Annotated in this window: 19 protein-coding genes; 10 read left to right on the top strand and 9 right to left on the bottom strand. The window is 73.0% G+C overall.

All coding sequences use genetic code 11. The features are described from left to right. Positions 1-128: 128 nt before the first annotated feature. The gene (locus ACSUPV_RS36465; RefSeq protein ID WP_436949405.1) at positions 129-1,622 is read right to left on the bottom strand and encodes an FUSC family protein; all 1,494 of its coding nucleotides are present in this window, start codon (positions 1,620-1,622) and stop codon (positions 129-131) included. A gap of 199 nt (positions 1,623-1,821) precedes the next feature. Here ACSUPV_RS36465 and ACSUPV_RS36460 point away from each other — a divergent pair, with 199 nt between their 5' ends. The 4 genes from ACSUPV_RS36460 (at position 1,822) to ACSUPV_RS36445 (ending at position 6,866) form a co-directional block, all read left to right on the top strand. Further along, positions 1,822-2,298, top strand: a complete 477-nt coding sequence (locus ACSUPV_RS36460; protein ID WP_031120506.1) for an Lrp/AsnC family transcriptional regulator — start codon at positions 1,822-1,824, stop codon at positions 2,296-2,298. Between the two features lie 20 nt (positions 2,299-2,318). Beyond that, positions 2,319-3,014: an HAD family hydrolase gene (locus ACSUPV_RS36455; protein WP_436949404.1), complete on the top strand. Its 696-nt coding sequence runs from the start codon at positions 2,319-2,321 to the stop codon at positions 3,012-3,014. A gap of 119 nt (positions 3,015-3,133) precedes the next feature. Next, entirely contained in the window at positions 3,134-5,959 is a 2,826-nt protein-coding gene (locus tag ACSUPV_RS36450; protein ID WP_436949403.1) for a beta-L-arabinofuranosidase domain-containing protein, read from the top strand. A gap of 142 nt (positions 5,960-6,101) precedes the next feature. Beyond that, complete coding sequence (locus ACSUPV_RS36445; RefSeq protein ID WP_031120503.1) at positions 6,102-6,866, top strand: DUF4142 domain-containing protein; 765 nt, start codon at positions 6,102-6,104, stop codon at positions 6,864-6,866. Positions 6,867-6,962: 96 nt separating this feature from the next. Here the strand turns inward: ACSUPV_RS36445 and ACSUPV_RS36440 are convergent, their stop codons facing one another. Next, positions 6,963-7,748 (bottom strand): LysR family substrate-binding domain-containing protein, encoded by a 786-nt coding sequence (locus ACSUPV_RS36440; protein ID WP_436949402.1) that lies wholly within the window; start codon positions 7,746-7,748, stop codon positions 6,963-6,965. 58 nt (positions 7,749-7,806) lie between these two features. Here ACSUPV_RS36440 and ACSUPV_RS36435 point away from each other — a divergent pair, with 58 nt between their 5' ends. The 6 genes from ACSUPV_RS36435 to ACSUPV_RS36410 all read left to right on the top strand — a co-directional run bounded on the left by ACSUPV_RS36435 (position 7,807) and on the right by ACSUPV_RS36410 (position 13,772). Next, entirely contained in the window at positions 7,807-8,190 is a 384-nt protein-coding gene (locus tag ACSUPV_RS36435; protein ID WP_037762023.1) for a DUF5997 family protein, read from the top strand. Positions 8,191-8,386: 196 nt separating this feature from the next. Next, a complete protein-coding gene (locus tag ACSUPV_RS36430; protein ID WP_037762021.1) occupies positions 8,387-9,739 on the top strand; it encodes an ABC transporter substrate-binding protein in 1,353 nt (450 codons plus the stop codon). Then, positions 9,736-10,647 carry a carbohydrate ABC transporter permease gene (locus ACSUPV_RS36425; protein ID WP_359793839.1) on the top strand — a complete coding sequence of 304 codons (912 nt, stop codon included), beginning with the start codon at positions 9,736-9,738 and terminating at the stop codon, positions 10,645-10,647. The genes ACSUPV_RS36430 and ACSUPV_RS36425 overlap by 4 nt, the downstream gene beginning before the upstream one ends. Further along, on the top strand, positions 10,644-11,588 hold the full coding sequence (locus tag ACSUPV_RS36420) for a carbohydrate ABC transporter permease (RefSeq protein WP_031120498.1): 945 nt from the start codon (positions 10,644-10,646) through the stop codon (positions 11,586-11,588). Before ACSUPV_RS36425 ends, ACSUPV_RS36420 begins: the two co-directional genes overlap by 4 nt. Positions 11,589-11,616: 28 nt before the next feature. Beyond that, positions 11,617-12,525, top strand: coding sequence for a 5-dehydro-4-deoxyglucarate dehydratase (locus tag ACSUPV_RS36415; RefSeq protein ID WP_436949401.1), 909 nt, complete (start codon positions 11,617-11,619; stop codon positions 12,523-12,525). Further along, the gene (locus ACSUPV_RS36410) at positions 12,522-13,772 is read left to right on the top strand and encodes a glucarate dehydratase family protein (RefSeq protein WP_359793831.1); all 1,251 of its coding nucleotides are present in this window, start codon (positions 12,522-12,524) and stop codon (positions 13,770-13,772) included. The genes ACSUPV_RS36415 and ACSUPV_RS36410 overlap by 4 nt, the downstream gene beginning before the upstream one ends. Before the next feature lie 40 nt (positions 13,773-13,812). Here ACSUPV_RS36410 and ACSUPV_RS36405 read toward each other — a convergent pair whose 3' ends face one another. From ACSUPV_RS36405 to ACSUPV_RS36375, 7 genes are read right to left on the bottom strand one after another with little or no spacing between them, the layout of a single operon-like run. Beyond that, complete coding sequence (locus ACSUPV_RS36405) at positions 13,813-14,703, bottom strand: peptidoglycan-binding protein (RefSeq protein WP_359793829.1); 891 nt, start codon at positions 14,701-14,703, stop codon at positions 13,813-13,815. Further along, complete coding sequence (locus ACSUPV_RS36400) at positions 14,703-16,250, bottom strand: DUF6519 domain-containing protein (protein ID WP_436949400.1); 1,548 nt, start codon at positions 16,248-16,250, stop codon at positions 14,703-14,705. The genes ACSUPV_RS36405 and ACSUPV_RS36400 overlap by 1 nt, the downstream gene beginning before the upstream one ends. Before the next feature lie 58 nt (positions 16,251-16,308). Further along, positions 16,309-18,456, bottom strand: a complete 2,148-nt coding sequence (locus ACSUPV_RS36395; protein ID WP_436949399.1) for a hypothetical protein — start codon at positions 18,454-18,456, stop codon at positions 16,309-16,311. Next, positions 18,456-22,280: a putative baseplate assembly protein gene (locus tag ACSUPV_RS36390; RefSeq protein WP_436949397.1), complete on the bottom strand. Its 3,825-nt coding sequence runs from the start codon at positions 22,278-22,280 to the stop codon at positions 18,456-18,458. The genes ACSUPV_RS36395 and ACSUPV_RS36390 overlap by 1 nt, the downstream gene beginning before the upstream one ends. Beyond that, positions 22,277-25,387 carry a putative baseplate assembly protein gene (locus ACSUPV_RS36385; protein WP_436949395.1) on the bottom strand — a complete coding sequence of 1,037 codons (3,111 nt, stop codon included), beginning with the start codon at positions 25,385-25,387 and terminating at the stop codon, positions 22,277-22,279. Before ACSUPV_RS36385 ends, ACSUPV_RS36390 begins: the two co-directional genes overlap by 4 nt. Next, on the bottom strand, positions 25,384-25,788 hold the full coding sequence (locus ACSUPV_RS36380; protein WP_031120486.1) for a GPW/gp25 family protein: 405 nt from the start codon (positions 25,786-25,788) through the stop codon (positions 25,384-25,386). Before ACSUPV_RS36380 ends, ACSUPV_RS36385 begins: the two co-directional genes overlap by 4 nt. Then, complete coding sequence (locus ACSUPV_RS36375; protein WP_359793817.1) at positions 25,785-26,120, bottom strand: hypothetical protein; 336 nt, start codon at positions 26,118-26,120, stop codon at positions 25,785-25,787. Before ACSUPV_RS36375 ends, ACSUPV_RS36380 begins: the two co-directional genes overlap by 4 nt. Positions 26,121-26,122: the final 2 nt, after the last annotated feature.

Raw genomic sequence — 26,122 nt, 5'->3', positions numbered from 1 at the left:
CCGGGCCGCCCGGAACGACCGCGGAGCCGATCATGCGCGGTCTAGACCAAAGGGTCAAGAAGTCGGGTGGGCGTGGCTCGCCCCGGCACCGGCGGTCGCGCGCGGCGACCGCCGGGGGGTCGACGGCGTCAGGCCCCGGCCAGCGGGGAGCCCGAGGGGGCCCGCAGCGGCCGGGCGAGCTCGGCCAGGGCCCGCTCCAGCCCGTGCAGGTGGGCCAGGACCGGCTCCGTCGCGGACGGCCCGTCCGTCGCCTGGACCAGGACGTCCCCGCCCTCGGTGAGCGCCTCGACCGCGGCCTCCACACGCCGGCAGGCCGTGGCCAGGCGGGCGTCGTGGGAGGCCTCGGGGTCGGCGGCGACGGCGACCAGGCCGCGGACCTCCCGGGCGCAGTCGTCGAGGAGGGCGAGCACGTGCCGGGCCCGCCGCTTGCGGCCCCGCATCGGGTTCAGCGGGTGCACCAGCGGGGCGACCGAGAGCCGCACCCGGGCGAGCAGCTGCTCCAGCTCGGCCACGCGCGGGGCCGGGTCGGCGTCCGCCGCTCCCGCCAGCCGCCGGGCGGTCTCGACGGCGCAGGCGTGGACGCAGCGCAGGGCCCGCTGGATCCAGGCGTCGGTGACGCTGTGGGTGGTGACGGGCAGGACGAACAGCACGGCCAGCGCGGCGCCGAGCGCCCCGACGCCGGTCTCGGCGAGCCGCAGGACGAGCAGGCCGGGGCCGAGCACGCCGAGGAGGCCGTAGAGCAGTCCGGCGAGCAGGGTGACCCAGAGCATCATCCAGGTGTAGGAGACGGCGGCCGTGTAGAAGATGCCGAAGACGCAGGCGGCCGCGAGTACGGCGGTGACCGTCGGGTCCCCGTGGACCGGCAGGGCGACGAGGAGGCCGAGGGCGATGCCGATGACCGTGCCGAGCAGCCGCCGGAAGCCGCGGACCAGGGTCTCGCCGCGGGAGGTGGTATTGACGAAGATCCACCAGGTGGCGCCGACGGCCCAGTACCAGCGCTGCCCGGAGACCAACTGCCCCACGACGAGGGCGAATCCGGCGCCGGCGGTCGCCTGGATGGCCTGGCGGGTGGTCACGCGGGCCAGGCCGGTGCCACCCGGCGGGGCGGGCGCGGCGGGCGGGGGCAGGCGGCGCTCGTAGCACCACAGCCCGAAGCGCACCGTGGCGGCGGCCGCCACGGACAGCAGGACGGCGGCGTACAGCTCGGGCAGCTGACCGGTGGCGGCGTGCAGGAACTGCGCCACGAAGAAGGTCATGAACGCGAACACGCCGAGGCTGTGGCCGCGCGGGCCCCAGCGGCGCGCGTACACGCCCGCGCCGACCACGGCGAGGAAGGTGAGGTCCCGGGCCACCGGGTGGTCGTGGAGTTCCGCCGCGGCGGTGAGCACGGGCAGTCCGACGGCGGGCAGCAGCGCGGTGGTGACGGCCTGGCCGCGGACCGTGGCGTCGGTGACGGTGAACAGGGCGAGCAGGGCGGCGAGACCGCCGGTGACGGCGCCCGCGAGGGAGTGCCCGGCGAGAGCGCACACGGCGACCGCGAGCGTGATGCCGAGCACGGCCCGCGTGGCGAACCGCAGCCGCGTCCGCCCCGGATCCGGAGCCGTGAACACCCTCTTCAGCACCGCTTACCGCCCCCTTCGCACGTCGGATATGAGCACGCATGAAAAAGGCGCCGCGGGGTCCGCAGCGCCATCGACGCATCCATATCAGCATCCCGGACGCCACTGGCTCAACCAGCTCCTTCTAGACTGGGCCATTGGTACAGCGCGAGCGGCCGAGGCCCGGCCGCGGCAGAGCCAACGGACGAGGAGGCCGGACGTCATGGCCGTGGACGCGCTCGACACCCGCATCCTGCGGCTGCTGCTGGAGCAGCCCCGCACGAGCGTGCGCGAGTACGCCCGGATCCTCGGTGTCGCCCGGGGCACGCTCCAGGCCCGGCTGGACCGCCTGGAACGCGACGGGGTGATCACCGGCACGGGGCCGGCCCTCTCCCCCGCCGCGCTCGGGCATCCGGTGCTCGCGTTCGTGCACATCGAGGTCACCCAGGGCCATCTCGACGAGGTGGGCGACGCGCTGGCGGCGGTCCCGGAGATCGTCGAGGCGTTCTCCATCACGGGCGGCGGGGACCTGCTGGCCCGGGTCGTGGCGCGGGACAACGCGCACCTGGAGGACGTCGTCCAGAAGCTGATCAGCATGCCCGGCGTGGTGCGCACGCGCACCGAGGTCGCCCTGCGCGAGCGGGTCCCGCACCGGCTGCTGCCGCTGGTGGAGTCGATCGGCCGGTCGGCCCGCAGATGATCTTTGAGAGCATGGGCGCCATGAGCAATCTCCATGGAATATCGGTCATCTTCGATCTCGACGGGACGCTCGTGGACAGCGAGCCGAACTACTACGAGGCGGGTCGGCAGACCCTCGCCGAGCACGGCGTCCCCGACTTCAGCTGGGCGGACCACGAGCGGTACGTCGGCATCAGCACGCAGGAGACCGTCGCCGACTGGAAGGAGCGGTACGGCCTGCGGGCCTCCGTGGAGGAGCTGTTCACCGCCAAGAACCGCCGCTATCTCGAACTGGCCCGCACCGCCACGCGCGCGTACCCCGAAATGCGCGCGTTCGTCGAGCTGCTGGCGGCCGAGGACGTCCCCATGGCCGTGGCCTCCGGGTCCTCCCCCGAGGCCATCGAGGCGGTCCTGTCCGGCACGGGCCTGGCCGACCACCTGCGGACCGTCGTCTCGGCCGACGAGGTCGCGCACGGCAAGCCCGCTCCCGACGTCTTCCTGGAGGCGGCTCGCCGGCTCGGGTCGGACCCGGCCGACTGCGTGGTGCTGGAGGACGCCGCCCCGGGCGCCGCCGCCGCGCACGCGGCGGGGATGCGCTGCATCGCGATCCCGTACGTCCCGGCACAGGCGGACGCACCGGAGTTCACCACCGCCGGCCTGCTCCTGCGGGGCGGCCAGGAGGAGTTCACGGCACGGACGGCATATGACTGGCTGGCGCGCTCGGGCGGCCTTTCCTGAACTCGCCACTCCCGACCCGTTGACGCCCCCTCGTCCCCTCCCTAGGGTCTGGTCGACCTCTCGCACAAGGTTCGATATTCCGAACGCTCGTTGCACTGTGGACCCGTGGAGGAGCACCCATGGCACGGCCCCTCTCCAGACGATCCCTTCTCCAGGCCGCGACCCTCGCCGCGGCCGTACCCGCTCTCTCCCGCACGGTGACGGGCCGGGCCGCGGCGGTACCCGCGGCGGCGGCCCTCGCCGCGGCCGCCGCCCCGTCGGCCTGGACCGTACGGCCCTTCGGTCTGGAGGAAGTGGCGCTCGGCCGGGGCGTCTTCGCGGACAAACGGCAGCTGATGCTGGATCACGCGCGGGGCTACGACGTGAACCGGCTGCTGCAGGTGTTCCGCGCCAACGCCGGTCTGGCCACGGGCGGCGCGGTCGCGCCGGGCGGCTGGGAGGGGCTGGACGGCGAGGCCAACGGCAATCTGCGCGGCCACTACACCGGCCACTTCCTGACCATGCTGGCGCAGGCGTACCGCAGCACGCAGGAAAAGGTGTTCGCCGACCGGATCGGCACCATGGTGGGCGCGCTGACCGAGGTGCGCGCGGCGCTGCGGCGCGATCCGGCGGCGCTCAGCGTCGCCGGGAGGTTCGGGACGGCCGTGGAGAACGTGCGGGGCTCCTACCAGTACGTCGAACTGCCGGCCGCCGTGCTCGGCGGTGCCCCGGCCGTCACCCTGTCGGTGTGGGTGAAGCCCACGCACGACGCCGGCTGGACCCGGGTCTTCGACTTCGGCGACGACACGAACCGGTACCTGTACCTGGCCGCCCGCAACCAGGCCGGAGTGCCGCGCTTCGCCGTCACGACCTCGGGCGCCGGCGGCGAGCAGGGCCTGAACGGCACGGCCACGCTGCCGCTGAACCAGTGGAGCCACCTGGCGGTCACCCTCGCGGGCGGCACCGGCACCCTCTACGTCAACGGCACCGCCGTCGCCCGCAACACCGCGATGACCCTCACCCCGTCGGCGCTCGGCACGCTGAGGAACAACTGGCTCGGCCGCTCCAACTACTCAGCCGACCCCGTCTTCGCGGGCGCCTTCGAGGAGTTCAACGTCTTCTCACGGGCCCTGACCGCCGCCGAGATCACCGAGTTGCAGAGCCGTCCGGCCGCCGACGCCTCGACAGGCAAGGGCGACCTGGCGTCGTACGCCTTCGACGAGACGGCCGGCGGGACCTTCGCGGACGCCTCCGGCCGGGGCCTGACCGCCACCCTGCGCCGCACCTGGGGCGGGCCCAGCCACCCGGGGTTCCTCGCGGCGTACCCGGAGACGCAGTTCATCGACCTGGAGTCGCGCACCACCTCCGACTACACCAAGGTGTGGGCGCCGTACTACACCGCGCACAAGATCCTCAGGGGGCTGCTCGACGCCTGCACCGCCACGGACGACGACCGGGCCCTGGACCTGGCGTCCGGCATGTGCGACTGGATGTACTCCCGGCTGTCCAAGCTGCCGGAGTCCACGCTCCAGCGGATGTGGGGGATCTTCTCCAGCGGCGAGTTCGGGGGCATCGTCGAGGCGATCTGCGACCTGCACACGATCACCGGGAAGGCCGAACACCTCGCGCTGGCCAAGCTGTTCGACCTGGACCGGCTGATCGACGCGTGCGCGGCGAACACCGACATCCTCGACGGGCTGCACGCCAACCAGCACATCCCGATCTTCACCGGCTACGTGCGGCTGTACGACGAGACGGGCGAGGAGCGCTACCTCACGTCGGCGAAGCACTTCTGGGACATGGTCGTCCCGCACCGCATGTACGGCATCGGCGGCACCAGCACCCAGGAGTTCTGGAAGGCGCGGGACGTGATCGCGGGCACGATCGGCGCGACCACGGCCGAGACCTGCTGCGCGTACAACATGCTCAAGCTGAGCCGGACCCTGTTCTTCCACGAGCAGGACCCGAAGTACATGGACTACTACGAGCGGGCCCTGTACAACCAGGTCCTCGGCTCCAAGCAGGACAAGCCCGACGCGGAGAAGCCGCTCGTCACGTACTTCATCGGGCTGACGCCCGGTCATGTCCGTGACTACACGCCCAAGCAGGGCACCACCTGCTGCGAGGGCACCGGCATGGAGAGCGCCACCAAGTACCAGGACTCGGTGTACTTCACGCGGTCCGACGGCAGCGCCCTGTACGTCAACCTGTACAGCCCGTCCACGCTGACCTGGGCCGAGAAGGGCGTCACGGTCACCCAGACCACGCGTTTCCCCCAGGAGCAGGGCAGCACGCTGGCCTTCGGGGGCGGGCCGGCCTCGTTCACGCTGCGGCTGCGCGTGCCGTCGTGGGCGACCGCCGGGTTCCGGGTGACCGTCAACGGGCGTGCGGTGTCCGGGACCCCGAAGCCGGGGAGCTACTTCGACGTGTCCCGGACCTGGCGCGCCGGCGACACCGTCCGCATCGCCATGCCGTTCCGGACGCGGGTGGAGAAGGCCCTCGACGACCCGTCGCTGCAGACCCTGTTCCACGGCCCGGTCAACCTGGTGGCCCGCGACGCCGCCACGGAGTGGCTGAAGGTCGGGCTGTACGGCAACGCCGGTCTCTCCGGCGACCTGGCGCACTCCCTCACGCCGGTGCCGGGCAAGCCGCTCCACTTCACCCTCGACGGACGGGAATGGGCGCCGTTCTCCGAGGGGACGGAGGACCCGACCCACGCCTACTTCCGCCGCTTTGAGCCGAAGGCCGTGTTCGGCGGCGAGGACTCGGGCGTCGCCAACCCGGCGCGGGCCGACGGCACCACGCTCCTGGACGAGATCTGGGCCGGGGCGCCGTTCCGGAGCAAGGGTGCGCTGGTGGCGCGGGTACGGTCCACGGTGGACGCGTGGGTCACGGCCGGGATGCTGAGCAGGGCCGACGGCGACCAGGTGGTGCGGACGGCGGCCGGGGCCTCGTACCGGCCCTGAGCATCCGCGTCCGGGTCCGGTGCCGTGCGTCCCACGGTGCCGGGCCCGGGCGGCGCCCGAACTTTTTTGCGGCAGCGGTGATTGTTTCGCCTCCGGCGTCCGTACTTCTTGGTGTTGGGCCGTTCACATCCCAGGAGGCACGATGCGCATCTCGCGCAGCACGGCAGGAACCGCGTTCGTCGGCGGTGCGATGATCCTGACGCTCACCGCACTCGCCTACCCGAGCATGCTGGGCGTGCAGAACACGGCTTCCGGCCAGGACCGCATCATCGCCAACACCCAGTGGGGTCCGCTGACCGAGGCGGACCGCGACTTCGTGGTCCGTGTGCGCGCGGCCGGGCTGTGGGAGTACCCGATGGCGCAACTGATCAGGCAGCGGAGCAAGTCGCCGGAGATGCAGGAGGTCGCCGAGCACCTGCTCGTGGGCCACGGCCGGCTCGACGCGGGCTGCCGCAAGGTGGCCACGGACATGGGCATCACCCTGCCGAACGAGGCGTCGCCGCAGCAGCAGCAGTTCGTGGCGACGGCGGAAGGCAGCTCCGGCAAGGAGTTCGAGTCCACGGCCGTGACGGTCATGCGCGTCGCGCACGGGGGCATCTTCCCGACGATCGCCAAGATCCGGGCGACCACCCGGAACAGCCTCGTGCGGGAGCTCGCCGACACGACCAACGACACCGTTCTCGACCACATCACGGTCCTGGAGAAGACCGGTCTGATCAACCACGAGCAGGTCGCCTTCCAGATCACCGCTCCGGCCAAGCTGCCCCAGGACCAGACGACGCCGCCGCCTCCGCAGGCGGGCGCGCCGGTCCGTGTGCTGCCGATCCCCGACGACCTGAAGGACCTCCAGACGGTCGCCCCCAACCCGTCCTACGGGGCGCCGCAGCCGACGCCGTCGGCGGGATGAGCGAGGGCGGCGGGACCGAGCCGGCCTGAAGGAAGAGTTCAGGCTCCGCGCGGTGACTCCCTGGCCCGGCGCGGTGCACCCCGGGCCCTTCGAGTGCTACGACCGCCGGCGGGGTTTGCCCCGCCTGCCGCTCTTGGGGGTGCCCTTGGGGGTGCCGCCGGAGCCGCTTCCGCGGCGATGGTTCGTGCCCGGCTGCCCGGCGGACGCCGCCGGCTTCCGCCGGGCTCCGTCCTTCTCCGTGCGCCCGGGCTTGTCCTGCGCCGCGGGCCGCGTGCGGCCCCGGGTGCTGTTGACCGTGCGGCCGCGGACGATGCCGATGAAGTCCTCGACCTGGTCCGTCGTCGCGTCCTCGGGCCAGGCCAGGACCACGCGTGACTCGGGGGCGTCCTTGAGGGGACGGTGGGTGAGGTCCTTGCGGTGGTGGAGGCGGGCGAGCGACAGGGGGACGATCAGGACGCCGATGCCGGCCGCGACGAGTTCGACGGCGTCGGCTGTGGTGGCGGGGCGTTCGAAGGCGGGCCGCCCGGGCAGGGTCTCCCAGTCGAGGACGTCGTCGAGGGGGTGCAGCACGATGTCGTCGGCGAGGTCCTCGGGGGACACCTCGTCGACCGCCGTGACCAGGTGGTCCTTGGGCACCACGACGACGGTCTGCTCGGTGTAGAGGGGGATCGCGCTGAAGACCGTGCGGTCCACGGGCAGCCGCACCAGCCCCGCGTCGGCGTCCCCGCCCCGCAGCCGCTCGGCCGCAGCGGCGGCGGGCACCTGCGTGAGGGCCAGCGGGACGTCGGGACACCGCTCGTTCCAGATGCGCACCCACTTGTCGGGCATCACCCCGGGGACGTACACGAGCCGGAACGGGGGAGTTTCATCCGAGCCTGTCACCTGGCCAGGTTACCGGCCGTGGTCGGGGGTCGCGCACACGCTCGATAGGCTGGACGGCATGACGTCGCACCAGAGCACCCAGACGATGAAGCCCGCTACCGCGGCGAAGAAACTGGGTGTGTACCTCGAGGCCACCCCCGCCGAGTTCCGGGAGGGTGTCGTCTCGCGCGCCGAGCTGAACGAGCTCCAGGCGAACCCGCCGCAGTGGCTTCAGGACCTGCGGCGCAACGGCCCGCACCCCCGCCCGGTGGTCGCGGCGAAGCTCGGCGTCTCCATCGCGGGGCTCGCCCGCGGGGGCGTCACCGAGCCCCTCACCACCGATCAGATCGAGACGCTGAAACAGGAGAACCCCGAGTGGCTGGTGCGGGAGCGAGCCACTCAGGCGGAGGTCCGCAAGGAGGCGGTCCGCATCAGGAAGAAGAACGCCCAGCGCAACGACTGACCTGCCGGTCTCCTCGCAGACGGCCCCCACCGGTCCTTCCGGTGGGGGCCGCCGTCGTTTCCGGGCCCTCCCGGGCCCCGTGGGGCATCGGTGAAATCTTTCAGCCATGTCTTGACGTGGTGATGAAACGATCCGTAGCTTGGCCGATCATTTAGATTCGTGAAGGACGTTCACGAATATGAACGGAGAATCATCCATGCGGGATCGCCGACGCCGCATCGACATGCGGCTCCGCCACGCGCGCCGCCTGGCTGCCGCGCTCGCCGTCTCAGGGCTCCTGTTCGGAACGGCCGCCTGCGGCTCCGGTTCCGGCAGCGCCCGGGCCGGCGATCCGAACACGCTGGAGGTGTGGACCCGGAGCGACCCGGAGTCCGCCCAGACCTACGACCGGGTGTTCGCCGCCTTCACCAAGAAGACCGGCATCAGGATCGACTACCAGCCGGTCATGAACTTCGACCAGCAGCTCCAGAGCCGCGCGTCCACCAAGGACCTGCCGGACGTCATGATCAACGACACCGCTCTGATGGGCAGTTACCAGGCGCAGGGCCTGCTCAAGCCCATCACCCCGGCCTCGATAGCGGGCCACGACGACATCACTGCCACGTCCTGGTCGTCCACCGTGGGCCGCGACGGCAGGCACTACGGCATCCCGTACTCCCGGCAGGCCATGACGCTGTTCGTCCGCAAGGACTGGCGCGAGAAGCTCGGCCTGCCGCGGCCGAGGACCTGGCAGGACACGCTCGCCCTCGCCAAGGCCTTCGCCACCCGCGATCCGGACGGCGACGGCAGGAGGAACACGTACGGCATGGTCGTGCCCGGCAGCGCGCAGAACGGCTATGTCGCCTGGTGGGGAGCCAGCTGGCTGTGGCAGGGCGGTGTGCGGATCATCGAGAAGGACGGCTCGGGCTACCGGCCCGCGATGGACTCCCCGGCCGCCCTGCGCACCGTCACCTGGATGAAGGACAACCTCTTCTGCGGTGACAACGGTGTCATCCAGCCCAGCGCCCTGACCTCCGTCACCGCGAACACCACCAACTTCCAGGACGGCAACGCCGGGATGTACCTCACGGGCCCGTACAACATCTCCACGTTCGACAAGGCGTTGGGCAAGGACAAGTACGAGGTGCTGCCCGCGCCTTCCGGCCCGGCCGGCAACAACGACGTGCTGGCCGACGGCGAGAACATCTACTTCGGCGCGAAGACGGGGAAGGCGAAGCTGGAACAGGCGCTCGCCGCGTTCCTGATCTCGCCCGAGGGCCAGACGCTCGCCATGACCGGCGACCACCAGCCCGTGGTGCGTATCCCCGTCAACTCCACGCTGGACGCGGCCAAGGTGCGCGACGACCCGCGCTGGAGCGTGGTGCAGAAGGCGTACGAGACGGCCTCCGTGCAGTTCCCCAACGCCCCCGACTTCGCCCCGATCAAGCAGGACACCGCCGACGCGCTGAACGCGCTCTTCACGTACTGCGGCAGCGACGTCCGCTCCGGCCTGAAGGAACTCAACGACACCCTCGCCGGTGACCTCAAGGACCAGGAGCTGCTGAAATGACCGCGACCGTGACGACGCCCGGGCCCCGCAGAGCCCGGCTGTTGAGCAAGAAGGCCGTACTGCCCTGGCTGTTCCTGGCCCCGGGCCTGCTGCTCGCCCTCGTCTTCAAGTTCCTGCCCATGGGCAAGGGCGTCTGGCTCAGCTTCTTCGACGTACGGCCCTTCCTCGGTGACAAGTGGGTCGGCCTCGACAACTACACCCGGGTCCTGACCGACCACCGCTTCCAGGACGCCATCGGCCACACGCTGGTCCTCGGCATCGGCATGTCCATAGGCGGCATCCTGGTCGGCTTCCTGCTGGCCCTGCTTCTGGAGGGCCAGGCCCGTTCCCTGAAGCTCGTCCGCACCGCCGTGTTCCTGCCCGTCGTCACCGCCACCGCGGTGGTCGGCGAGATGTGGCGGCTGATGTACTACCCGACCTCCGACGGCCTCATCAACAGCGGTCTCGGGCTGCTGGGTCTGGGCCCCGTGCCCTACCTCGACAACCCCGACACGGCGCTGTGGGCGACGATGGCCATGGGCATCTGGATGCTCGCCCCGTACAACATGGTGATCATCCTCGCCGGACTGGCCGGCGTGGACCGCTCGCTGTACGAGGCCGCCGCGATGGACGGCGTCTCGCTGTGGCAGCGGCTGCGGCACATCACGCTGCCCGCGATCCGCCCCGCCCTCGGCATCGTCCTCACCCTCGCCGCCATCCGCGGACTGCGCGTCTTCACCGAGGTGTACGTCCTCACCGGCGGCGGCCCGGCCGGCTCCACCGACGTGTGGATGACCCGCGCCTACACCCTCGGCTTCACCCGTAACGACATCGGCGGCGCCTCGGCCGCCTCCGTGGTCCTGCTCTGCGTGACGCTGCTGCTCACCGTCACGGTCAACTACCTCCGCAAGAGGGGAGACGTGCGATGAGCGCCCCCGCCATCGACCCCGTCCGCACCCCGGTGACCGCATCCCCCGCGCGGAAGTCCGCCGGGAAGCAGCGCACCACCCCCGCCCGTTTCGACACGGCCCTCGGCTGGAGCGACCGGCCCGGCCCCGCCTGGCTCCTGCGCGTCCTGCTCTGCCTGCTGGCCCTCGGCGTCTTCGCGGCCCCGTTCCTGACGATCTTCTCGGGTTCCTTCAGCGAGAAGGCCAGCGGTTCGACCCTGTCGTTCCTCCCCCACCACCCGACCCTGCTCAACTTCGAGGTGGCGGGAGAGCGGGGCATCTGGGACTACTTCGGCAACTCCCTGCTCATCGCGGGCGGCGGACTGCTGCTCCAGCTCGTCGTCTGCACACTGGCCGCGTACGCCCTGGCCCGGCACAGGTTCCGCGGGCAGGCGCTGATCCTGACCCTGTTCATGCTGACGATGATGCTCCCGGAGGAGGTCATCGCCATCCCGCTGTCCCTGGTCCTCGGTCATGTGCCCGTGGTCGGTCTCGATCTGAAGGGCACCGTCTGGGGCGTGATCCTGCCGCTCGGCGCCTGGGGGTTCTCGGTGATGGTGCTCACCGAGTTCATGAAGGACATCCCCGCCGAGATCGAGGAGGCCGCCCGGATCGACGGCGTGGGCGAGCTGCGGATGCTGTGGCAGGTGGTCCTGCCGCTGTGCAGGCCCGCGCTCGGCGTGGCCGGTGTGCTCGGCTTCATCATGATCTGGGACCAGTACCTGCTGCCCCTGATCGCCGCCAAGGACCCCACCGACTACACGGTCACCGTCGCCCTGTCCATCCTGCGCACCGACCCCGAGGTCGGCTCGGGGGTGGTGCTGGCCGGTGCGGTCATCGCCCTGCTGCCCAGCCTGATCGTCTATCTGCTCCTCCAGCGCTCGCTGGTCACCGGCATCGCCGCCGGGGCCACCAAGGGCTGACCACCCAACCCCCACGTATGAGGGAGACATGAAGTTCCACGGAGTGCTGTTCTTCCCGGTCACGCCGTTCGCGGTGGACGGCTCACTGGACGAGGAACGGCTGGCCCAGCACATCGAGTCGGGTGTCGCCGCGGGCGCGGGAGGTGTGTTCGTCGCCTGCGGCACCGGCGAGTTCCACGCGCTGACGGCCGAGGAGATCGAGCGGGCCACACGGGTCGCCGTCGCGACCACGGCCGGCCGGGTGCCGGTCCTCGCGGCGGCCGGCGGTCCCGTGCCGGTCGCCCGGGACCAGGCCGCCCGCGTCGAACGCGCCGGCGCCGACGGCATCCTGCTGCTGCCGCCCTACCTGGTGAGCGCCCCGCAGCAGGGCCTCGTGCGGTACGTCGAGGAGGTCACCGCCGCCACCGGGCTGCCCGTGGTCTTCTACCAGCGGGGCACCGCCCGGCTCACCGCGGAAACGGCGGCCCGGATCGCCGCGCTGCCCGGGGTCGTCGGCCTCAAGGACGGCATCGGGGACATCGAGCGGATGCACCGCATCGTCCGCGCGGTGCGCGCCGTGCCGGGCGGGGAGGACTTCCAGTTCTTCAACGGCCTGCCCACCGCCGAGATGACCGCGCCCGCCTACCAGGGGGTCGGCGTCGAGCTGTACTCCTCGGCGGTGTTCGCCTTCGCCCCGGAGATCGCCCTGGCCTTCCACCGGGCCCTCGCGGAGGACGACGACGCCCGGGTGTCGCTGCTGCTCGACGAGTTCTACGGCCCGCTGGTCGCCCTGCGCGACGAGGTGCCCGGGTACGCCGTGTCGCTCGTGAAGGCCGGGGTGACGCTGCGCGGCCTGGACGTGGGCGGCGTCCGGGCGCCCCTGCTCGATCCGGCGCCGGAGCACGTGGCGCGGCTCGCGAAACTCCTCGACCGCGGGCTGGAGGTGGCCGGCGCATGAGCGCGACGCGCATCCGCGAGCTGATCGTCACGCCGATCGCGTTCGGCGACCCACCCCTGCTCAACTCCAACGGCGTGCACGAGCCGCTCGCCCTGCGGATCGTGCTCCAGCTGGTCCTGGAGGACGGCACGGTCGGGCTCGGCGAGTCCCCGGGCGGCACGGCCCGGCTGGAGCGGCTGCACGCCGCCGCGCAGGTGGTGGCCGGCATGGACGTCTTCGACGCCACCGCCGTCTGCGCCGCGATCGACACGGCCCTGCTGCCGACCGTGCCCAGTTCCCACGAGCGCGGCTGGACCACGTCGGCCGTGGAGGTCGCCTGCCTGGACGCGCAGGGCAAGCTGCTCGGGCGTCCCGTGAGCGACCTGCTGGGCGGCAGGGTCCGCGACTCGGTGCCGTTCGCCGCGTACCTCTTCTACAAGTGGGCCGAGCACCCCGCGCTCGACGGCCGTGCCGCCATCGCCGACGACTGGGGCGAGGCGCTCGACCCGGCCGGGATCGTCGAGCAGGCCCGGCTGATGCAACAGCGGTACGGCTTCCGCTCGTTCAAGCTCAAGGGCGGTGTCTTCCCGCCCGACGAGGAGATCGCCGCGATGCGGGCGCTGGCGGAGGCCTTCCCAGGGCAGCCGCTGCGCCTGGACCCGAACGTGGCGTGGACGGTGGAGACGTCGAAGTACGTCGCCCGTGAACTGGACGGCGTGCTGGAGTACCTGGAGGACCCGACCAAGGGCATCCCCGGCATGGCCGAGGTCGCCCAGGACTCTCCCCTGCCGCTCGCGACCAACATGTGCGTCATCGCCTGGGAACACCTGAAGCCGGCCGTCGAGCAGAACGCGATCCAGGTCCTGCTCACCGACCACCACTACTGGGGCGGACTGCGCCGGACCCGTGAACTGGCCGCCGTGTGCGAGGCGTTCGGGCTCGCCCTGTCGATGCACTCCAACTCGCACCTGGGCATCAGCCTCGCCGCGATGACCCATGTCGCGGCGGCGATCCCCCACCTCGACCACTCCTGCGACACGCACTACCCGTGGAACTCGGCCGACGACGTGATCGTGCCGGGCGTGCTGGAGCTGCGCGACGGGGAGGTCGAGGTGCCCACCGGGCCGGGGCTGGGCGTCGAGCTCGACCACGACCGGCTGGAGCGACTGCACCGACGGTACCTCGACTCCGGGATGCGCAGCAGGGACGACACCGGCTACATGCGGCGGTTCCGGCCGGACTACGAACTGCGGCTCCCCCGCTGGTGACACCCGTGCGCCCCTCCCCGGGGAGGGGCGCACGCGTCCCCTACGACTTGGGCACCTTCAGCCGGTCCCAGGTGAGCTTGCCCGGGATGCCGTCGGCGTCCTTTCCGGAGAAGCCCTGCTTCTGCTGCCACAGCGCGTAGGACCGGCGGTCGGCCTCGCTCCAGTCGGGGCTCGGCCCCTCCTCGTAGCGGCTGCACCCCTCGGCGACCAGGCGGCGCCCCATCGCCGTGATGATCGGGGAGCGCTGCCCGACGTGGAAGAACGCGGCGCCCGGGAACGGCTCGTAGGACGGCTTGGGCGCCGGCTTCGGGTCCGGGGCCGGCTTGCCGCCTCCCCCGGCGCCCTTGAGCCGGTCGCGTATGCGGGAGCGCATGCCGTCCATGGTGAAGCCGCGCGGGTCGACCTTGCCCGGCTGCCACTCCTTGTGGCCGATGACGGACCGCTCGGACCAGCCGTGGTGGCGGCAGATCGCCGCGGCGACCTTCTCGATGGCCTCCTTCTGCGCCTCGGGCCAGGGGTCCTTGCCGTTGCCGAGGTTGATGCACTCGAAGCCGTAGAAGTGCCGGTTGCCGTCGGTGTCGGCCTCGTTGTCGGCCGGCAGCCTCGACTCGTTGATCACGGCGCGCAGGACGTCGCCGTCGCCGAGGCCGGCGTGGTTGGCCCGGCCGTTGCCGACCAGGTGGACGTGGCCCTTCTTGTCGATGACGCCGTGGCAGAGCGGGCCGGGGAGGCTGGAGTAGCCGTCGTAGCAGATGTCGACGGAGGCGGCGGTGCCGGAGGTGACGGTGTGGTGGATCATCACGCCGTTCACCGGGCCCCAGGGGCCCTTGCTGTTGCGGTTGTGGGTGCGCCAGCTGCGGACCTCGTGGACGGTCAGGCCCTCGGCCCGGAGGATCTCCACCAGCTTGGACGCGCTCAGCGGCTTGGCCATCAGTTGTCTCCTTCCACGGCGGCTTCCGCCTCCGCGGTGGTCTGGGACCTCCCGTGGGAGGGGTCGGCCTCGGCGGCCTGCTCCTCGCGGCGGGCCTGCTCCTCGGCGGCGAGGGCCGCCTCGTCGGCGGCGGGCACGCTGCTCGCCATCGGGCCGAAGGCCAGGCGCAGGTCGACCGCGCTGCCCTCGCCCTTGATGAGGGCCAGCGGGGCGAAGTGCCGGGCGATGCCGGCCGGTCCCTGGAGCAGGGGGCGGCGGGCCCGGTCCAGCGGCCACTCGACGCCGCCGGTGGCGGTGCGGGCCGGGACGATCCAGTGGTCGCCGGTGCGGTAGGTGCCGCCCTGGGCGAAGTACACCTCGACACCGTCCTCCAGGGGCAGCCACTCCCCCTCGGTGACGGGGATCGCGCCGCCGCGCAGGGCGGTGGTGCGGCCCTTGCGCCGGGGGCCGCCGGTGTGGTCCCAGCGGCGCAGGTACGGGTTGAGGTGCGCCAGGCGTCCGACGCCCGGGGCGGGTTCGGCGGACAGGCGGACGCGGCGGCCGGGCAGGTCCAGTTCCTCGACGCGCAGCAGCGGCAGGGGCTCCAGACGGGAGGCGTAGGCGGTGTCGACGAACTCGACGTGGTCGCCGACGTCCAGGTCCAGCTTGTCGTCGTGGCCGAGGGACGCCAACTGCACCCAGGTGCCGTCGAGTTCGTCGACGGGGAAGACGACGGAGCCGTTCTCGCGGGACCACTTGAAGGTGGCGTCCTTCGCCTCGCCGCCCGCGTGCACCTCCACCCGGTACAGCTGGTTCTCGGGGCCGCGGTAGCGGGCGTCCGGCTTGACGAGGCAGGGGTCCTCGTCGGCGTGGTCGGGCCGCTCGCTGCGGGCGGCGAGCCGTGCCGCGGGGGCCGACTGCCGCTGGGCCCAGCGGGTGAAGGCGGCCCGGACGACCTCCTTGGACGGGTCGGTCTCCTCGATCTCCAGCGCGGTGAGGGACAGCGGCAGCACCTGCCAGACGACCTTCACCCGGGCGGCGGTGTCGGGCAGGGCCGCGCCGAGGGCGACCTCGCGCAGCGTCGGGTCCTCGGCCGCGGTGACCGAGCGCTCCCACACGGCGAGGTAGACGAGGAACGGCGTCTGGGCGGGCGAGGGCAGTCGGTCGCCGGGCTTCTCCGGGTCGCGGAAGCCGTCGGGCTGGTCCCAGTAGGTCCAGTGCGCGGGCGGCTCCGGCGCGGACTCCGCGCTCTCCTCGTCGGGGACGGGCACGCCGGGCGCGGGGCGGTCGGCGTCGCAGAGGATGCCGTCGACGTAGTAGCGGCCGCCGTGGATGAGGAGGGTGTCGATCTCGTGCTTGCCGCCGACGTACTCGATGCGGAAGCCGGCGGCGTCGCGCGGGCCGCCGTGCGGGCCGATCAGGTCGGCGGCGAGGGTGCGGGCCTGGTGGAGCTGGATCGCGGTCTGCTCGTTGAGGTCGGCGTCGAGCTGGACGCGGCCCTGCTGGGCGACGACCGCGGAGTAGTGCCGCTCCGGGCGGAAGGTGGAGCGGGAGAGGTCTGCGTGCATGAAGGGTGTCCCCCTGGTTCAGAAATGCGGGTTCACAAGGTCGGTGGCGGCGCGCGCCTCACGTCACGAAGAAGATCCCGGCGTCGGTGCCCGCGGGCGTGTACTCGGCGAGCCGGGCCCGGAGACCGTCCTCGCGCTGCGGCCGGTACAGGTCGTGGAAGGCGCCGAGTTCGGCTCCGTCGTCCGCGCCGCGCCGGATCTGTTCGGGGGCGCGGTCGGCGAGCAGGCCGTACCAGGGTGTGCCGTAGCGCTGGGAGGCGAACAGCGGCTTGGTGTCCGGGCAGCGGTGGCGGCGCGGGGTGCGCGATCCGGTGGGGACGTAGGAGTGGCGCAGGCAGCCGATGCCGCGCCGGGCCACGTGGAGCCGGCCCGTGAGGACGCTGTTCTCGGCGATCTCGACGGCGTGCGTGTGGATCTCGCCGAAGACGGTCGTGCGGTGCAGGTGCAGCACGGCGTGGGCGTGGCGGCAGTCGGGGGCGGAGAGGGCCTCGCGGTCGTCGGCGGTGGCGTCGAGGACGCTGTCGCGGATGTGGATGTCGAGGGGGTCCTCGCTCACCTCGTCGCCGATGACCTCGATGGTGCCGAGGACGCTGTGCTCGATCTGGAGGCACGCGGTGGTGCGGTCCAGGACGATGCTCGGCTCCTCCGGCGAGTGCGGTGCGCACTCGGGCTCCAGCGACCAGCCGGGCACGAGGGTGCTGTGCCGTACGACGACGGCGCCCATCGCGCCGGTGACGTTGATGCCGCGTCCGGCGACGAGCAGCCCGTCGAGCACGACCCGGGGCCGCTCGTGCGGGGCGCAGTCCTCGGACACCGCGCGGATGTTGAGGGCGTCGGGGCGGTTGCTGTACCAGTCGAGGAGGCGGATGACCGGGCGGGTGCCCTCCGCCGCGCGCAGTTCGAGCCGGTCGCCGGGGTCGAGGTCGAAGTCCAGCTGCTCCTGGTAGGCGCCGCTGTGCGTGATCTCGATGATGCCGGCGGGCCCGGTCCGGTCGGCCCGGCGGTCGTGCTGCCAGGCCCGGTAGGCGTCCATGATCTGCCGGTACGGCTGCCCGGGTCCGACCCGGTACACCTCGGCGTCCGGCCGCGGCTCCCGGTTCCGCTCGTACTCGCCGCCGCCCAGGTCGGCCGGGGAGGCGTAGTGGTAGTCGACCCACACGCCCTGCCGGGGCGCGGAGCGCGAACCGAACGCGATCCGGCCCAGCTCCGGGTCGACGGCCACCTGGCCGCGCCGGGGCCGGTAGCGCCAGTCGGACAGGTCGGCGACGACGATGTCCGAGGGCGGGACGGGCTTGTCCTCGCCGTCGCGGCGGATGACGAAGCTCTTGCCGGGGCCGTAGTAGTCGAGCAGCCGGTCGTGCAGGAGGCGGCGGGTGACGAACGCCGGGACGTTGTCGACGGTGGCGATGTGCGTCGGCGAGGGTTCCGGGAACGGCTTGGTGACCAGCGGGGTGTCGTTGCCGAGGATCGAGAAGGTGTAGAGGTTGCGGGCCCGGTCGATGCAGTAGGCCGGGGTGCGGGTCAGCGGGTACGCCTTCAGCCGCCACACGAACAGGGCGACGCCCGCCGGGCTCCAGCCGCCCTGCCGTCGGGCGGAGTCGGCCCTGCGGACGTCGACCGTGCGGGCCGTGCCCGCGAACGGCCCGCCGCCGAGCGCGAGTTCCGCCCCGTCCCGCAGGTCGACGAGACGGCCCCGCTCACCGCGCCGGCTGCCGGTGCCGTACAGCTTCACCGGCTGGGTGTGCGCCACCTGCCGCGACAGTTCGACGGCCCGGGCGGGCCAGTCGGCGACCTGCTCGGAGAGTTCCTCCAGCAGGTGCAGGGTGCCCTTGCGGCGGCGGTGGGCGACGGTGGCGGCCACGTCCCGGCGCGGGGCGACGGCCTCGGCGAGCGCGGCCCGGCCGCCGTCGTGCAGGCCGGTGGTGAGGACGCGCTCGTAGCCAGGCAGGGTGCGGTAGCCGACCAGATCGCCGAGGTACGGCAGCACCCAGGGGGCGGCCGTTTCCACGAACAGGTCCTCGTAGCCCTGCTCGACGCCGTCGCGGACGCGGTCGAGCTGCTCGGCGATCACGGCGAGCAGGGCGCGCAGCGGCTCGCCCTCCTCGGCGTCGCGCAGCCGGTGCCAGCGGGGCAGCAGCGCGGCGAGCCCGTCCGGGTCCGTGGGCACCACCGGGGCCGGCGTCTCCAACTGGGTGTCCGGGGACATCACTTGACCTCCGTCAGAATCAGGGTGTCCGCGGCCCGGGGCGACAGCAGGGCGAGCTGGGCCGGGCGGATGCCGCGGAAGACGTACACCGAACGGCCCGCGGGCAGGCGCCGGGTGTCGGTGATGTCGGGGTTGAGGCGCAGGAGTTCGGCGAGCGGGATGGCGTACCGGGCGCAGATCTCCGACAGCGTCTCGCCGTTCTCGGCGCGGACCGTGTGGGTCCTCTCGTCGTACGTCGCCGGGTGCGCGGGGACGGACGCCCGGGGCGGGCCGGGCCGGGTGAGCAGCTCGGTGAGCTCCTCCGGGGTGGCGGAGGCGGGCACGCCGGTGAAGACGTCGACGTCCACGTAGTCGACGCCGGGCACGGTGTGGGCGGTGGCCAGGACCTCGGAGAGGCGGGCGGGCCGGCCCAGTTCGCGGCCCTCGAAGCCGAGTCGGCGCAGCAGGGCGCGGCGCAGGCGCGGCTCGACGTTCTGCCAGGCGTGGTCGGGGGCGACCTTGACCCGGGCCGCGAGCAGCAGCAGGACCAGCTCGCGGCCGTCCACGCGGACCGGGAGGTTCGCGTCGCCGTACTCGGTGAGGGCTCCGCGCAGGGCGCGCAGGGTGTCGGAGTCGGGGGCGATCGGCACGTCGTCCGTGCCGGCGACCGTCACGTGCAGGACGCGCCTGCGTCCGTCGAAGAGTTCGCGGGCGGCGGCCCGGCCGATACCGGCGCGGGAGCGGGCGAAGTCCTCGTAGTCGGAGGCGGAGACCAGCCGGTCCAGGGCCGACACGGCCAGGGGGATCGTGCGGCGGGTCAGGCCCGGGCCGTCGGCGTCCGCGCCGCCGGTCGCGGGGCGCGGGTTGGTGACGGCGGTGACGCCGAGCGGCCGGGTGAGGGGCTGGGTGACCCGGTCGGCGGGCACGTTGGCGGCCTTGCCGGTGCCGAAGCGGTAGCGGGCGCGGATGTTCTCGTGCCCGGAGGGCAGGCGGGCGCCGTGCACCCCGTCGCCGAAGGTCACCGTCGTACGGCCGTCGGCGGTGGCGCCGGTGATGTAGACGCGCTCGCTGGGGCCGCGTCCCGCGAGGCTGTCGACCTCGTGCCACAGCACGCCGTCGACCCGGATCTCCAGCACGGGCGTGGCGCCGAGGGGGTTGTCGTCGGCGAGCCAGGTCAGCGGGGACTGCCAGAGCGCGAAGGTCTGGTTGACGCGGTCCGAGTCGCCGCTGCCGATGGCCTCCTCGCGGCTCTCGCCGTGGGTGGCCTCGACGACGTTGCCGAGGATCCGCACCGTCTCGCGGCGGTAGCGGTAGGCCAGGTCCGCGGTGAGGACGAGCCGGGTGTGCACGGGGTCGCCGGGCAGCCGCGGGTCGGCGGCCGGCTCCGCGGAGGCGATCGTGACGACCTCGGTGGCCCGGACGCCGGCCGTGCCCGGGAGGTCGCTGCGCTCGCCGGTCACGATGAGCGTGCGGCCGGGCCGCAGTCCCTCGTACAGCTCGCCGAGTTCGATCTCGTTGCCGTGCACGTCCTCGCCGAGCGGCTCGTCGGCCGGGCTCAGCGGTTCGCCCGCCGCGTGCACGGTGGTGTCGCGGATGTGCGACAGCAGGACGTCGAACTCGTCCAGCCAGGGGTCGGCGAGGGTGAGTTCGGTGCCGCGTCCGGTGATGCCGTAGTTGGTGTACGCGGCCGTGCGCGCGGCCACCACCTGGGTGGTGACGAAGGCCAGCTTCGGATCGCCGGGGATGCCCTGGTCGGCGCCCTTGGCGGGCCGCTGGATCGCCACCCAGCTGCCGACGGTGATGCCCTCGTGCACGGTGTCCAGCTGGAGCGTGCGGCGGTTGACGGGCTCCGGCTTGGTGGCGATGACGACCTCGACGTTGGGCTCGGCGCTGCCCAGGGTGTACTTGAGGCCGACTTCGTACTCGCCGTGCGTGAACTGCTCGCTCGCCCCGGGCCGGAGCGTGAGCTGCTCGGAGGTGCCGTTGTGGACGCCGACGTGGACCAGGCCCTCGTCGTCGGGGCGCGACACGAACAGGGTGCGCTCGGGCAGGCCGGAGTGGAGGCGGGCGGTGACGCCGGGCTCCTGGGAGTCGGCGGGCCGCCGGTTGAGCCAGCTCAGGTCGCGGTCCTGGCCGGAGCGCGCGGACAGTTCGACCTGGCCGGGGCCGAGGGTGAAGGTGACCGGCTGGGCGACGGGCAGGTTCTCGGCGCGCTGGTCGGAGCTGCTGCCCTCCACGTACTGGAGTTCGGCCCGGACCGGCACCTTGCCCGCCGTGTCGTACACGACCCGCAGGGTGGCCAGCACCGCGCCGGTCAGCGGCCAGTCGGCGGTGCGGACGACCCGGCCGCGGTCGTCCTGGACCGGCTTCAGCGGGGCCGTGGCGCCGAAGGGGGCCGCGGTGACGCGCAGGGCAAGCAGCTCGCGCAGCAGCCGTGGGCTGCCGGGGGCGGCGGCTGTGCGCCAGGCCGGGTAGAGGCTGCCCAGGGTGGGGTCGAGGGCGGAGAGGAGGCGGGCGGTGTCGGTGCCGGGGAGTGGGTGGCCGGTCGCGTTTTTCTGCGTGTGGGCGGTGGCGCGCAGGGCGGGGAGTATGGCGCCCAGGGCATCCCAAGCGGCGGTGCGTGTTTCGTCCCTGAGGGGCGCGGGGAACTGCGCGGCCAGCCCCGACGGCGCCGCAGACGGCCGACGAACCATCGAGACACCCTCCGGATCCGTCTGCGCCGGAGCCAATTCCAGTGCCCGCTCGGCGAGTTCCGCGAGGACGGCCTCCAACTGCTCGAACCACTCCGCCACGTCCTGATACGGCTCGGCCAGCACCTGAGCCTCACCGAGCCGGGCGAGAGGTTCCGCGAGGCGCGCCGCGAGCCGCTCGGGCGTCTTCACACCGTCCAAGTCGTGACGCAAGGGCTCCAGGACCTGGCCCTCGAAGTCCTCGATCAGCCGGCTGACCGGGCGCGGGTTCGGAACCTCCGGCGTGGGAGGCTCCTCACCGGGCTCCCCCGGCTGCGCCGGCGGAGCCGTCCAGCGCCGCACCTCGTCGACCAGTTCCTTCAGCGTCGGCGGCGCCGACTTCGGCACGGAGATCGCCGTGACGTCGTCGTCCCGGTCGACACGCACCTTCGCCACCGGCAGCAACTTGCGCTCGCCGCCCGCCTCTTCACCGAAGACGAAGAGCAACTGGTCACCCGTCTGCAACGAGTGCGCCGTGCCCTCGACGAACAACTCCGAGCGCTTCGAAAGGTCCTGCGGCGTGAGCAGCGAGGGACGGCGACGGCGCACCTTCAGTTCGTTGAAGTCCCAGCGGGCGACCAGGTCCCGGCTGGTCTCGAAGGTCAGCGACTCCTCGTCGGCGGAGGCGGGCACGCTGTGGCTGCGCGCGCCGCGCGGGATCAGCACGTTCTGGGCCTCGGCGCGCGGGTCGCGTTCGAGGGTGTACGCCAGGTGCGTGGTGGCCGCGACGCCGGGCCGCGGGCGGTGTCCGACGAGCCGGCCGAGCAGCACCAGGGAGCGGTGTTCGTCGGCGGTGCGGAGGTAGGCCTCGTCGGCGATCCGCTCCGAGTGGAAGGTGAGCAGGTCGCCGAGGACGGCGGTGGCGTCGAGCAGGCCGATCGCCGGGTCGTCCGGGGTGCGGACGGTGAGGCCGTTCAGGGCCGGATAGGCGGGCGAGGCGAGCCGGTCGAGCAGCGCGGCCAGGAAGGAGCCGTACGTGCCGACGCGGTAGTCCAGGGCGGTGCGGCCGGGCGGGTTGTGCGTCGGGGTGGGCGCGAGGCGCTCGTCGTGGCCGCCGCGGCAGGCGCCGCCGCAGCCGCAGTCGTCGGTCGCGGTGACCGGGTGCGGGTCCGTCATCGGGCACCTCCCAGGGATATCGCCAGCAGGCCGTTCTCCGGCCGGTCGGGGTCGTTGTCGCAGGTGGCGATCTCCAGCGGGCCGAGCCGCAGCACGCCGTCCTCCCTCTCTCCTCGGTCCTGTCCGGACAGCCTCCGCAGCCGGGTGACCTCGACGCCCGCCACCCCGGGCACGGCCGCGGCGACGGCCACCAGGCGGCTGAGCCTGACGGGTTCGCCGAAGGTCAGCGCGTCGGGGTGGAAGAAGCCGAGCCGTCCGCCCGGCAGCCGTCCGGTGCCCAGCACCCGGTACAGCTCGGCCAGGATCTGGCCGTGCTGGTGGCCGGGCTCGGCGCACACGGTCAGCGCGATGTCGAGCGGCACCAGCCGGGCGGGTCCCACGACCAGGTCGTGTCCGATGCGTCGGTAGGCCTCCAGTGCCTGGGTGACCGAGTCGAGCAGGTCCGGCGACGGGGCGGCGGTGCCGTACGCGTCGATCGCGATGTGGGCCTCCTGGACGCTGCCGGTCCAGCGGATCTCGGCCGCCGCCCGCTGCACGCCCGGCAGTTCGCTCGCGAGGGCCGCGTAGTCCTCGGCGGTCACGGCCCGCAGCCGGGTGCGGCGCAGGTCGAGCGGGGCCAGCTGGCGGACCTGTTCGACGGGTTCGGGCCGGGTGCCGCCGGTGGCGGGCAGCGGGTTGCGCACGACGGCGGCCGGCACGTCGCGGTCGCCCTGTACCACCAGGTGGTTGATGGCCTCGGCGCCCACGTTGCCGGTGGTGCCGCCGCCGAGCCGGTAGCGCAGTTCCAGGCGGCTGCCGGGGGCGGGCTTCGCGCCGTGCCGGCCGTCCCCGAAGCGCACGGCCAGTCGGCCGTCGTCCTCCAGTTCGCCCACGAAGTGCCTCTCGCGCGGCCCGCTGCCGAGCAGGTCGCGGCGCGGCACCCAGGTCCCGTCCGCGCCGTGCAGGCGTACGGCGGGCAGGGCCCGGCGCGGGTCCTGGGCGAGGGCGGCGGTCGCCGAGCCGCGCAGCACCGTCTCCTCGGGGTGGAGTCCGGCCGCGTGGGCCGGGCCCCAGGCGTGCGCGATCTCCCAGGCGATGTGCCCGTCGAGGACCGTGCCCGCACGGGCCCGGGCGGCGAGGACCTGGACGCGGCGCAGCTTGGTGTCGAGCAACTCGTCGCTGCGGTAGAGCAGTTCGCGCAGGGCGCGGACCGGGTGGCGGCGCAGTTCGAGGCGTTCCAGCACGTGCAGGCCGTAGATCACGGCGAGTTCGGCGATCTCCTTCTCCGCGAGCCCGTCGCGGTCGCGGGCGCTGCGCCACAGCTCGACGAGCCGCTGCCGCACCCGGCCGGGGATGGCCGCGATGCGCTCGGCCTGCCCGGCCGCGACGGTGCCGGCGTCGGGGAAGGGCACCGCCTGGGTGACGGGTGCCCGGCCGAGGACGGGGCGGAAGCGGGGTGTGATGCCGGGATGGACCGACTGGGCGAGCAGCGTGCGCAGCGCGGTGGCCTGGGCGTAGGCCGTGCCGGGCACGACCTGCTCGTGCCGCTGCCCGGCGCTCTCCAGGCCGATGCCGGCCCGGTTGACCGCGGACTCGCCGACGACGTCGAAGAGTTCGCGGACGTCCTCGGGCAGGAGGGCCCGGCCCGAGTCGGCCCTGTCCGTCAGGGCGTTGATCAGCCGGGCGGGCGCGTTGCCCTCCTCGGTGTCGCGGCAGCCGAAGGCGGGGAGGTCGCAGGGGGCGACCACGGCGGGCACGGGCGGCACGGTGACCGTCTCGGGGAGGCCGGTCAGGGTCCTGCCGTGGTCGACGAGGACGACGTTGCCGCGGGCGAGGGTGACGTCCTCGACGGGCAGGCAGTCGCGGCCGCCTCGGGTGGTGAGGCAGAGGGGGAAGCGCAGGGCGTCCTCGGCGGCCCAGGTGACCTCCAGGACCGGCTGGTCCTCGATCCGGTCCAGGCCGGGCGTGACGGAGGTGAGGCGGACCGCCTGGCGGTGCGCGGGGTCGGCGTCGCCGGGGGTGCCGGTGCGCGGGCCCTTCACCTCCTCCAGGACGATGACGTCCCCGGGCTTGAGGTCGAGGCGGCGTTCGCGGCAGGTCTCCGGGTCCACCCAGGAGTCGCGCAGGGTGGCGGCGGTGGCGCCCTGCGGCAGGGTGCACACCTCGCCGCCCCAGGTCCACAGCCGGATCGTGTTGTGCGCGACCCTCAGTTCCAGCGGGTCGGTGGCGACGACCGGTTCGAAGACCTCCACCGAGCCGCGTTCGTCGAGGTCGCCGAGGTCGGCCTCGTCGATGACCGTGCCGGGCTCGGGCCGGTCGTGCGGGTCGAGGCTGCGCACGTCGACGGAGGCGAAGCGGAACGTGCCCGGGGCGAGCGTCCGGTCGTCCGCCGTGCGGACGGTGACGTAGGCGCGGGCGTTGCAGCCGTCGTGCATCGCGTAGTCGATGAGCCGTACGTGGCGGCGTACGGAGACCCGGCGGCGGGCGGTGTCGAGGTAGGCCTCGGTGGCGACCGCGTCCTGCTGGTAGCTGATCTGGTCGCCGGTGTGGGCGAGGAGTTCGACGAGGGTGATGCCCAGGTCGGCGGGGTTGCGCTCGGTCCAGTCGGGGGTGGTGAGCGCGAGCCGGTCCAGGAGCAGCTTGCGGATGGTGTCGTAGTCGCGGGCCGTGTAGTCGACGACGGGCGCGGCGGGGAAGTCCGGTTCGGGCCGGTCGTCGTCGGTGCAGTCGAAGGGGGTGGGGCAGTCGGGCCGGAAGTGGAAGGTGGCGCTGTGGTAGCGCTGGTCGAAGCCGCGGTAGGGCTCGGTGCCGGGCCGGCCGTAGGGGTCGGTCTCGACGAGGGAGAGCCGGTAGCGGGAGGTGTCGCCGGTCTTGTCGAGGGTGACGTAGAGCCGGTCGTCGAGCTCGGGGTCTTCCTCGCGTTCGACGCTGACGTCGACGGCGGTGATGCCGGTGACCCGGCGGCCGCCGTCGACGCGGACGTTCTCGGGGCCGAGGCCGTGCGGGGCCTTGCCGAGGAAGGTGACGGTGAGCAGCAGGCCGTCGTCGCTCACTTCGACGTGGTCGATCCCGCCCAGTTGCGCGGCCCGCACCTTGCTGCGGCGGGACGCGGTGGTGCCGGCCGTCATGCGGCGGCCCTCCCTTCGAAGACGTCGTCACGCTGTGCGCCGGTGGCACGTACGGCGTACGAGAGATGGACGCGGACGACGCCGTCCTCACCGCCCTCGCTGACGATGTCGAGGGCCTGTACGTCGATGAGGTCGCCGAGCCAGCGCTGCAGAGCGGCCTGTACGGAGAGTTCGAGCGTGCTGATCAGTTCGGGGCTGTCGGGCGCGAACACCAGGTCCAGGAGTCCGCAGCCGAAGTCGGGGCGCATCACGCGCTCGCCGGGGCTCGTGAAGAGCAGTTGCTCGATCAGGTCGTGGACGTGCTCGCCGTGGCCGGCGTGCGCGGTGCGTCCCCGGCGGTCGGCGCGGAAGGGGAACGCGATGTCGGAACGGGGCCGGGCGGCCCGGCTGTCGGGGCTCATCGGACGGTGACCTTTCGCTGCGCGGCCTGGACGACGGGCGGTCCCTGCGGGACGAGGGCCGCGCTGAAGCACTGGGCGGCGGAGGTGTCGAGCAGCACGGGCGCGCCGTCGACGGTGATGCCGGTGCCGTCGGCGGTCCAGCGGACCGTGGTGCACGGCGAGGGCACCCGGTCGACGGTGTGCGGGCAGCCGGTGACCACGTAGCGGTGCGCGGTCGTGGCGACGGCGGCGCCCGCGACGCGGATGCCACCGGCGGGCGGTGTGGCGGCGGTGACCCGGCCGCCGTGCGGGCAGCCGATCACGGTGCCCGTGTCGAGGAGATTCCCGGTCATGG

Origin of the sequence: Streptomyces sp. SudanB52_2052 (genome assembly GCF_964272415.1) — a bacterium.
GTDB classification, from domain to species: domain Bacteria; phylum Actinomycetota; class Actinomycetes; order Streptomycetales; family Streptomycetaceae; genus Streptomyces; species Streptomyces olindensis.
This window is presented reverse-complemented; position numbering and strand designations above follow the sequence as displayed.

Coding starts and splice junctions, on each gene's coding strand:
- ACSUPV_RS36385 (WP_436949395.1), bottom strand. CDS start 25,387: ATGACGGCCGGCACCACCGCGTCCCGCCGCAGCAAGGTGCGGGCCGCG.
- ACSUPV_RS36390 (WP_436949397.1), bottom strand. CDS start 22,280: ATGACGGACCCGCACCCGGTCACCGCGACCGACGACTGCGGCTGCGGC.
- ACSUPV_RS36380 (WP_031120486.1), bottom strand. CDS start 25,788: ATGAGCCCCGACAGCCGGGCCGCCCGGCCCCGTTCCGACATCGCGTTC.
- ACSUPV_RS36415 (WP_436949401.1), top strand. CDS start 11,617: ATGAAGTTCCACGGAGTGCTGTTCTTCCCGGTCACGCCGTTCGCGGTG.
- ACSUPV_RS36445 (WP_031120503.1), top strand. CDS start 6,102: ATGCGCATCTCGCGCAGCACGGCAGGAACCGCGTTCGTCGGCGGTGCG.
- ACSUPV_RS36450 (WP_436949403.1), top strand. CDS start 3,134: ATGGCACGGCCCCTCTCCAGACGATCCCTTCTCCAGGCCGCGACCCTC.
- ACSUPV_RS36375 (WP_359793817.1), bottom strand. CDS start 26,120: ATGACCGGGAATCTCCTCGACACGGGCACCGTGATCGGCTGCCCGCAC.
- ACSUPV_RS36430 (WP_037762021.1), top strand. CDS start 8,387: ATGCGGGATCGCCGACGCCGCATCGACATGCGGCTCCGCCACGCGCGC.
- ACSUPV_RS36410 (WP_359793831.1), top strand. CDS start 12,522: ATGAGCGCGACGCGCATCCGCGAGCTGATCGTCACGCCGATCGCGTTC.
- ACSUPV_RS36395 (WP_436949399.1), bottom strand. CDS start 18,456: ATGTCCCCGGACACCCAGTTGGAGACGCCGGCCCCGGTGGTGCCCACG.
- ACSUPV_RS36455 (WP_436949404.1), top strand. CDS start 2,319: ATGAGCAATCTCCATGGAATATCGGTCATCTTCGATCTCGACGGGACG.
- ACSUPV_RS36405 (WP_359793829.1), bottom strand. CDS start 14,703: ATGGCCAAGCCGCTGAGCGCGTCCAAGCTGGTGGAGATCCTCCGGGCC.
- ACSUPV_RS36435 (WP_037762023.1), top strand. CDS start 7,807: ATGACGTCGCACCAGAGCACCCAGACGATGAAGCCCGCTACCGCGGCG.
- ACSUPV_RS36420 (WP_031120498.1), top strand. CDS start 10,644: ATGAGCGCCCCCGCCATCGACCCCGTCCGCACCCCGGTGACCGCATCC.
- ACSUPV_RS36425 (WP_359793839.1), top strand. CDS start 9,736: ATGACCGCGACCGTGACGACGCCCGGGCCCCGCAGAGCCCGGCTGTTG.
- ACSUPV_RS36400 (WP_436949400.1), bottom strand. CDS start 16,250: ATGCACGCAGACCTCTCCCGCTCCACCTTCCGCCCGGAGCGGCACTAC.
- ACSUPV_RS36460 (WP_031120506.1), top strand. CDS start 1,822: ATGGCCGTGGACGCGCTCGACACCCGCATCCTGCGGCTGCTGCTGGAG.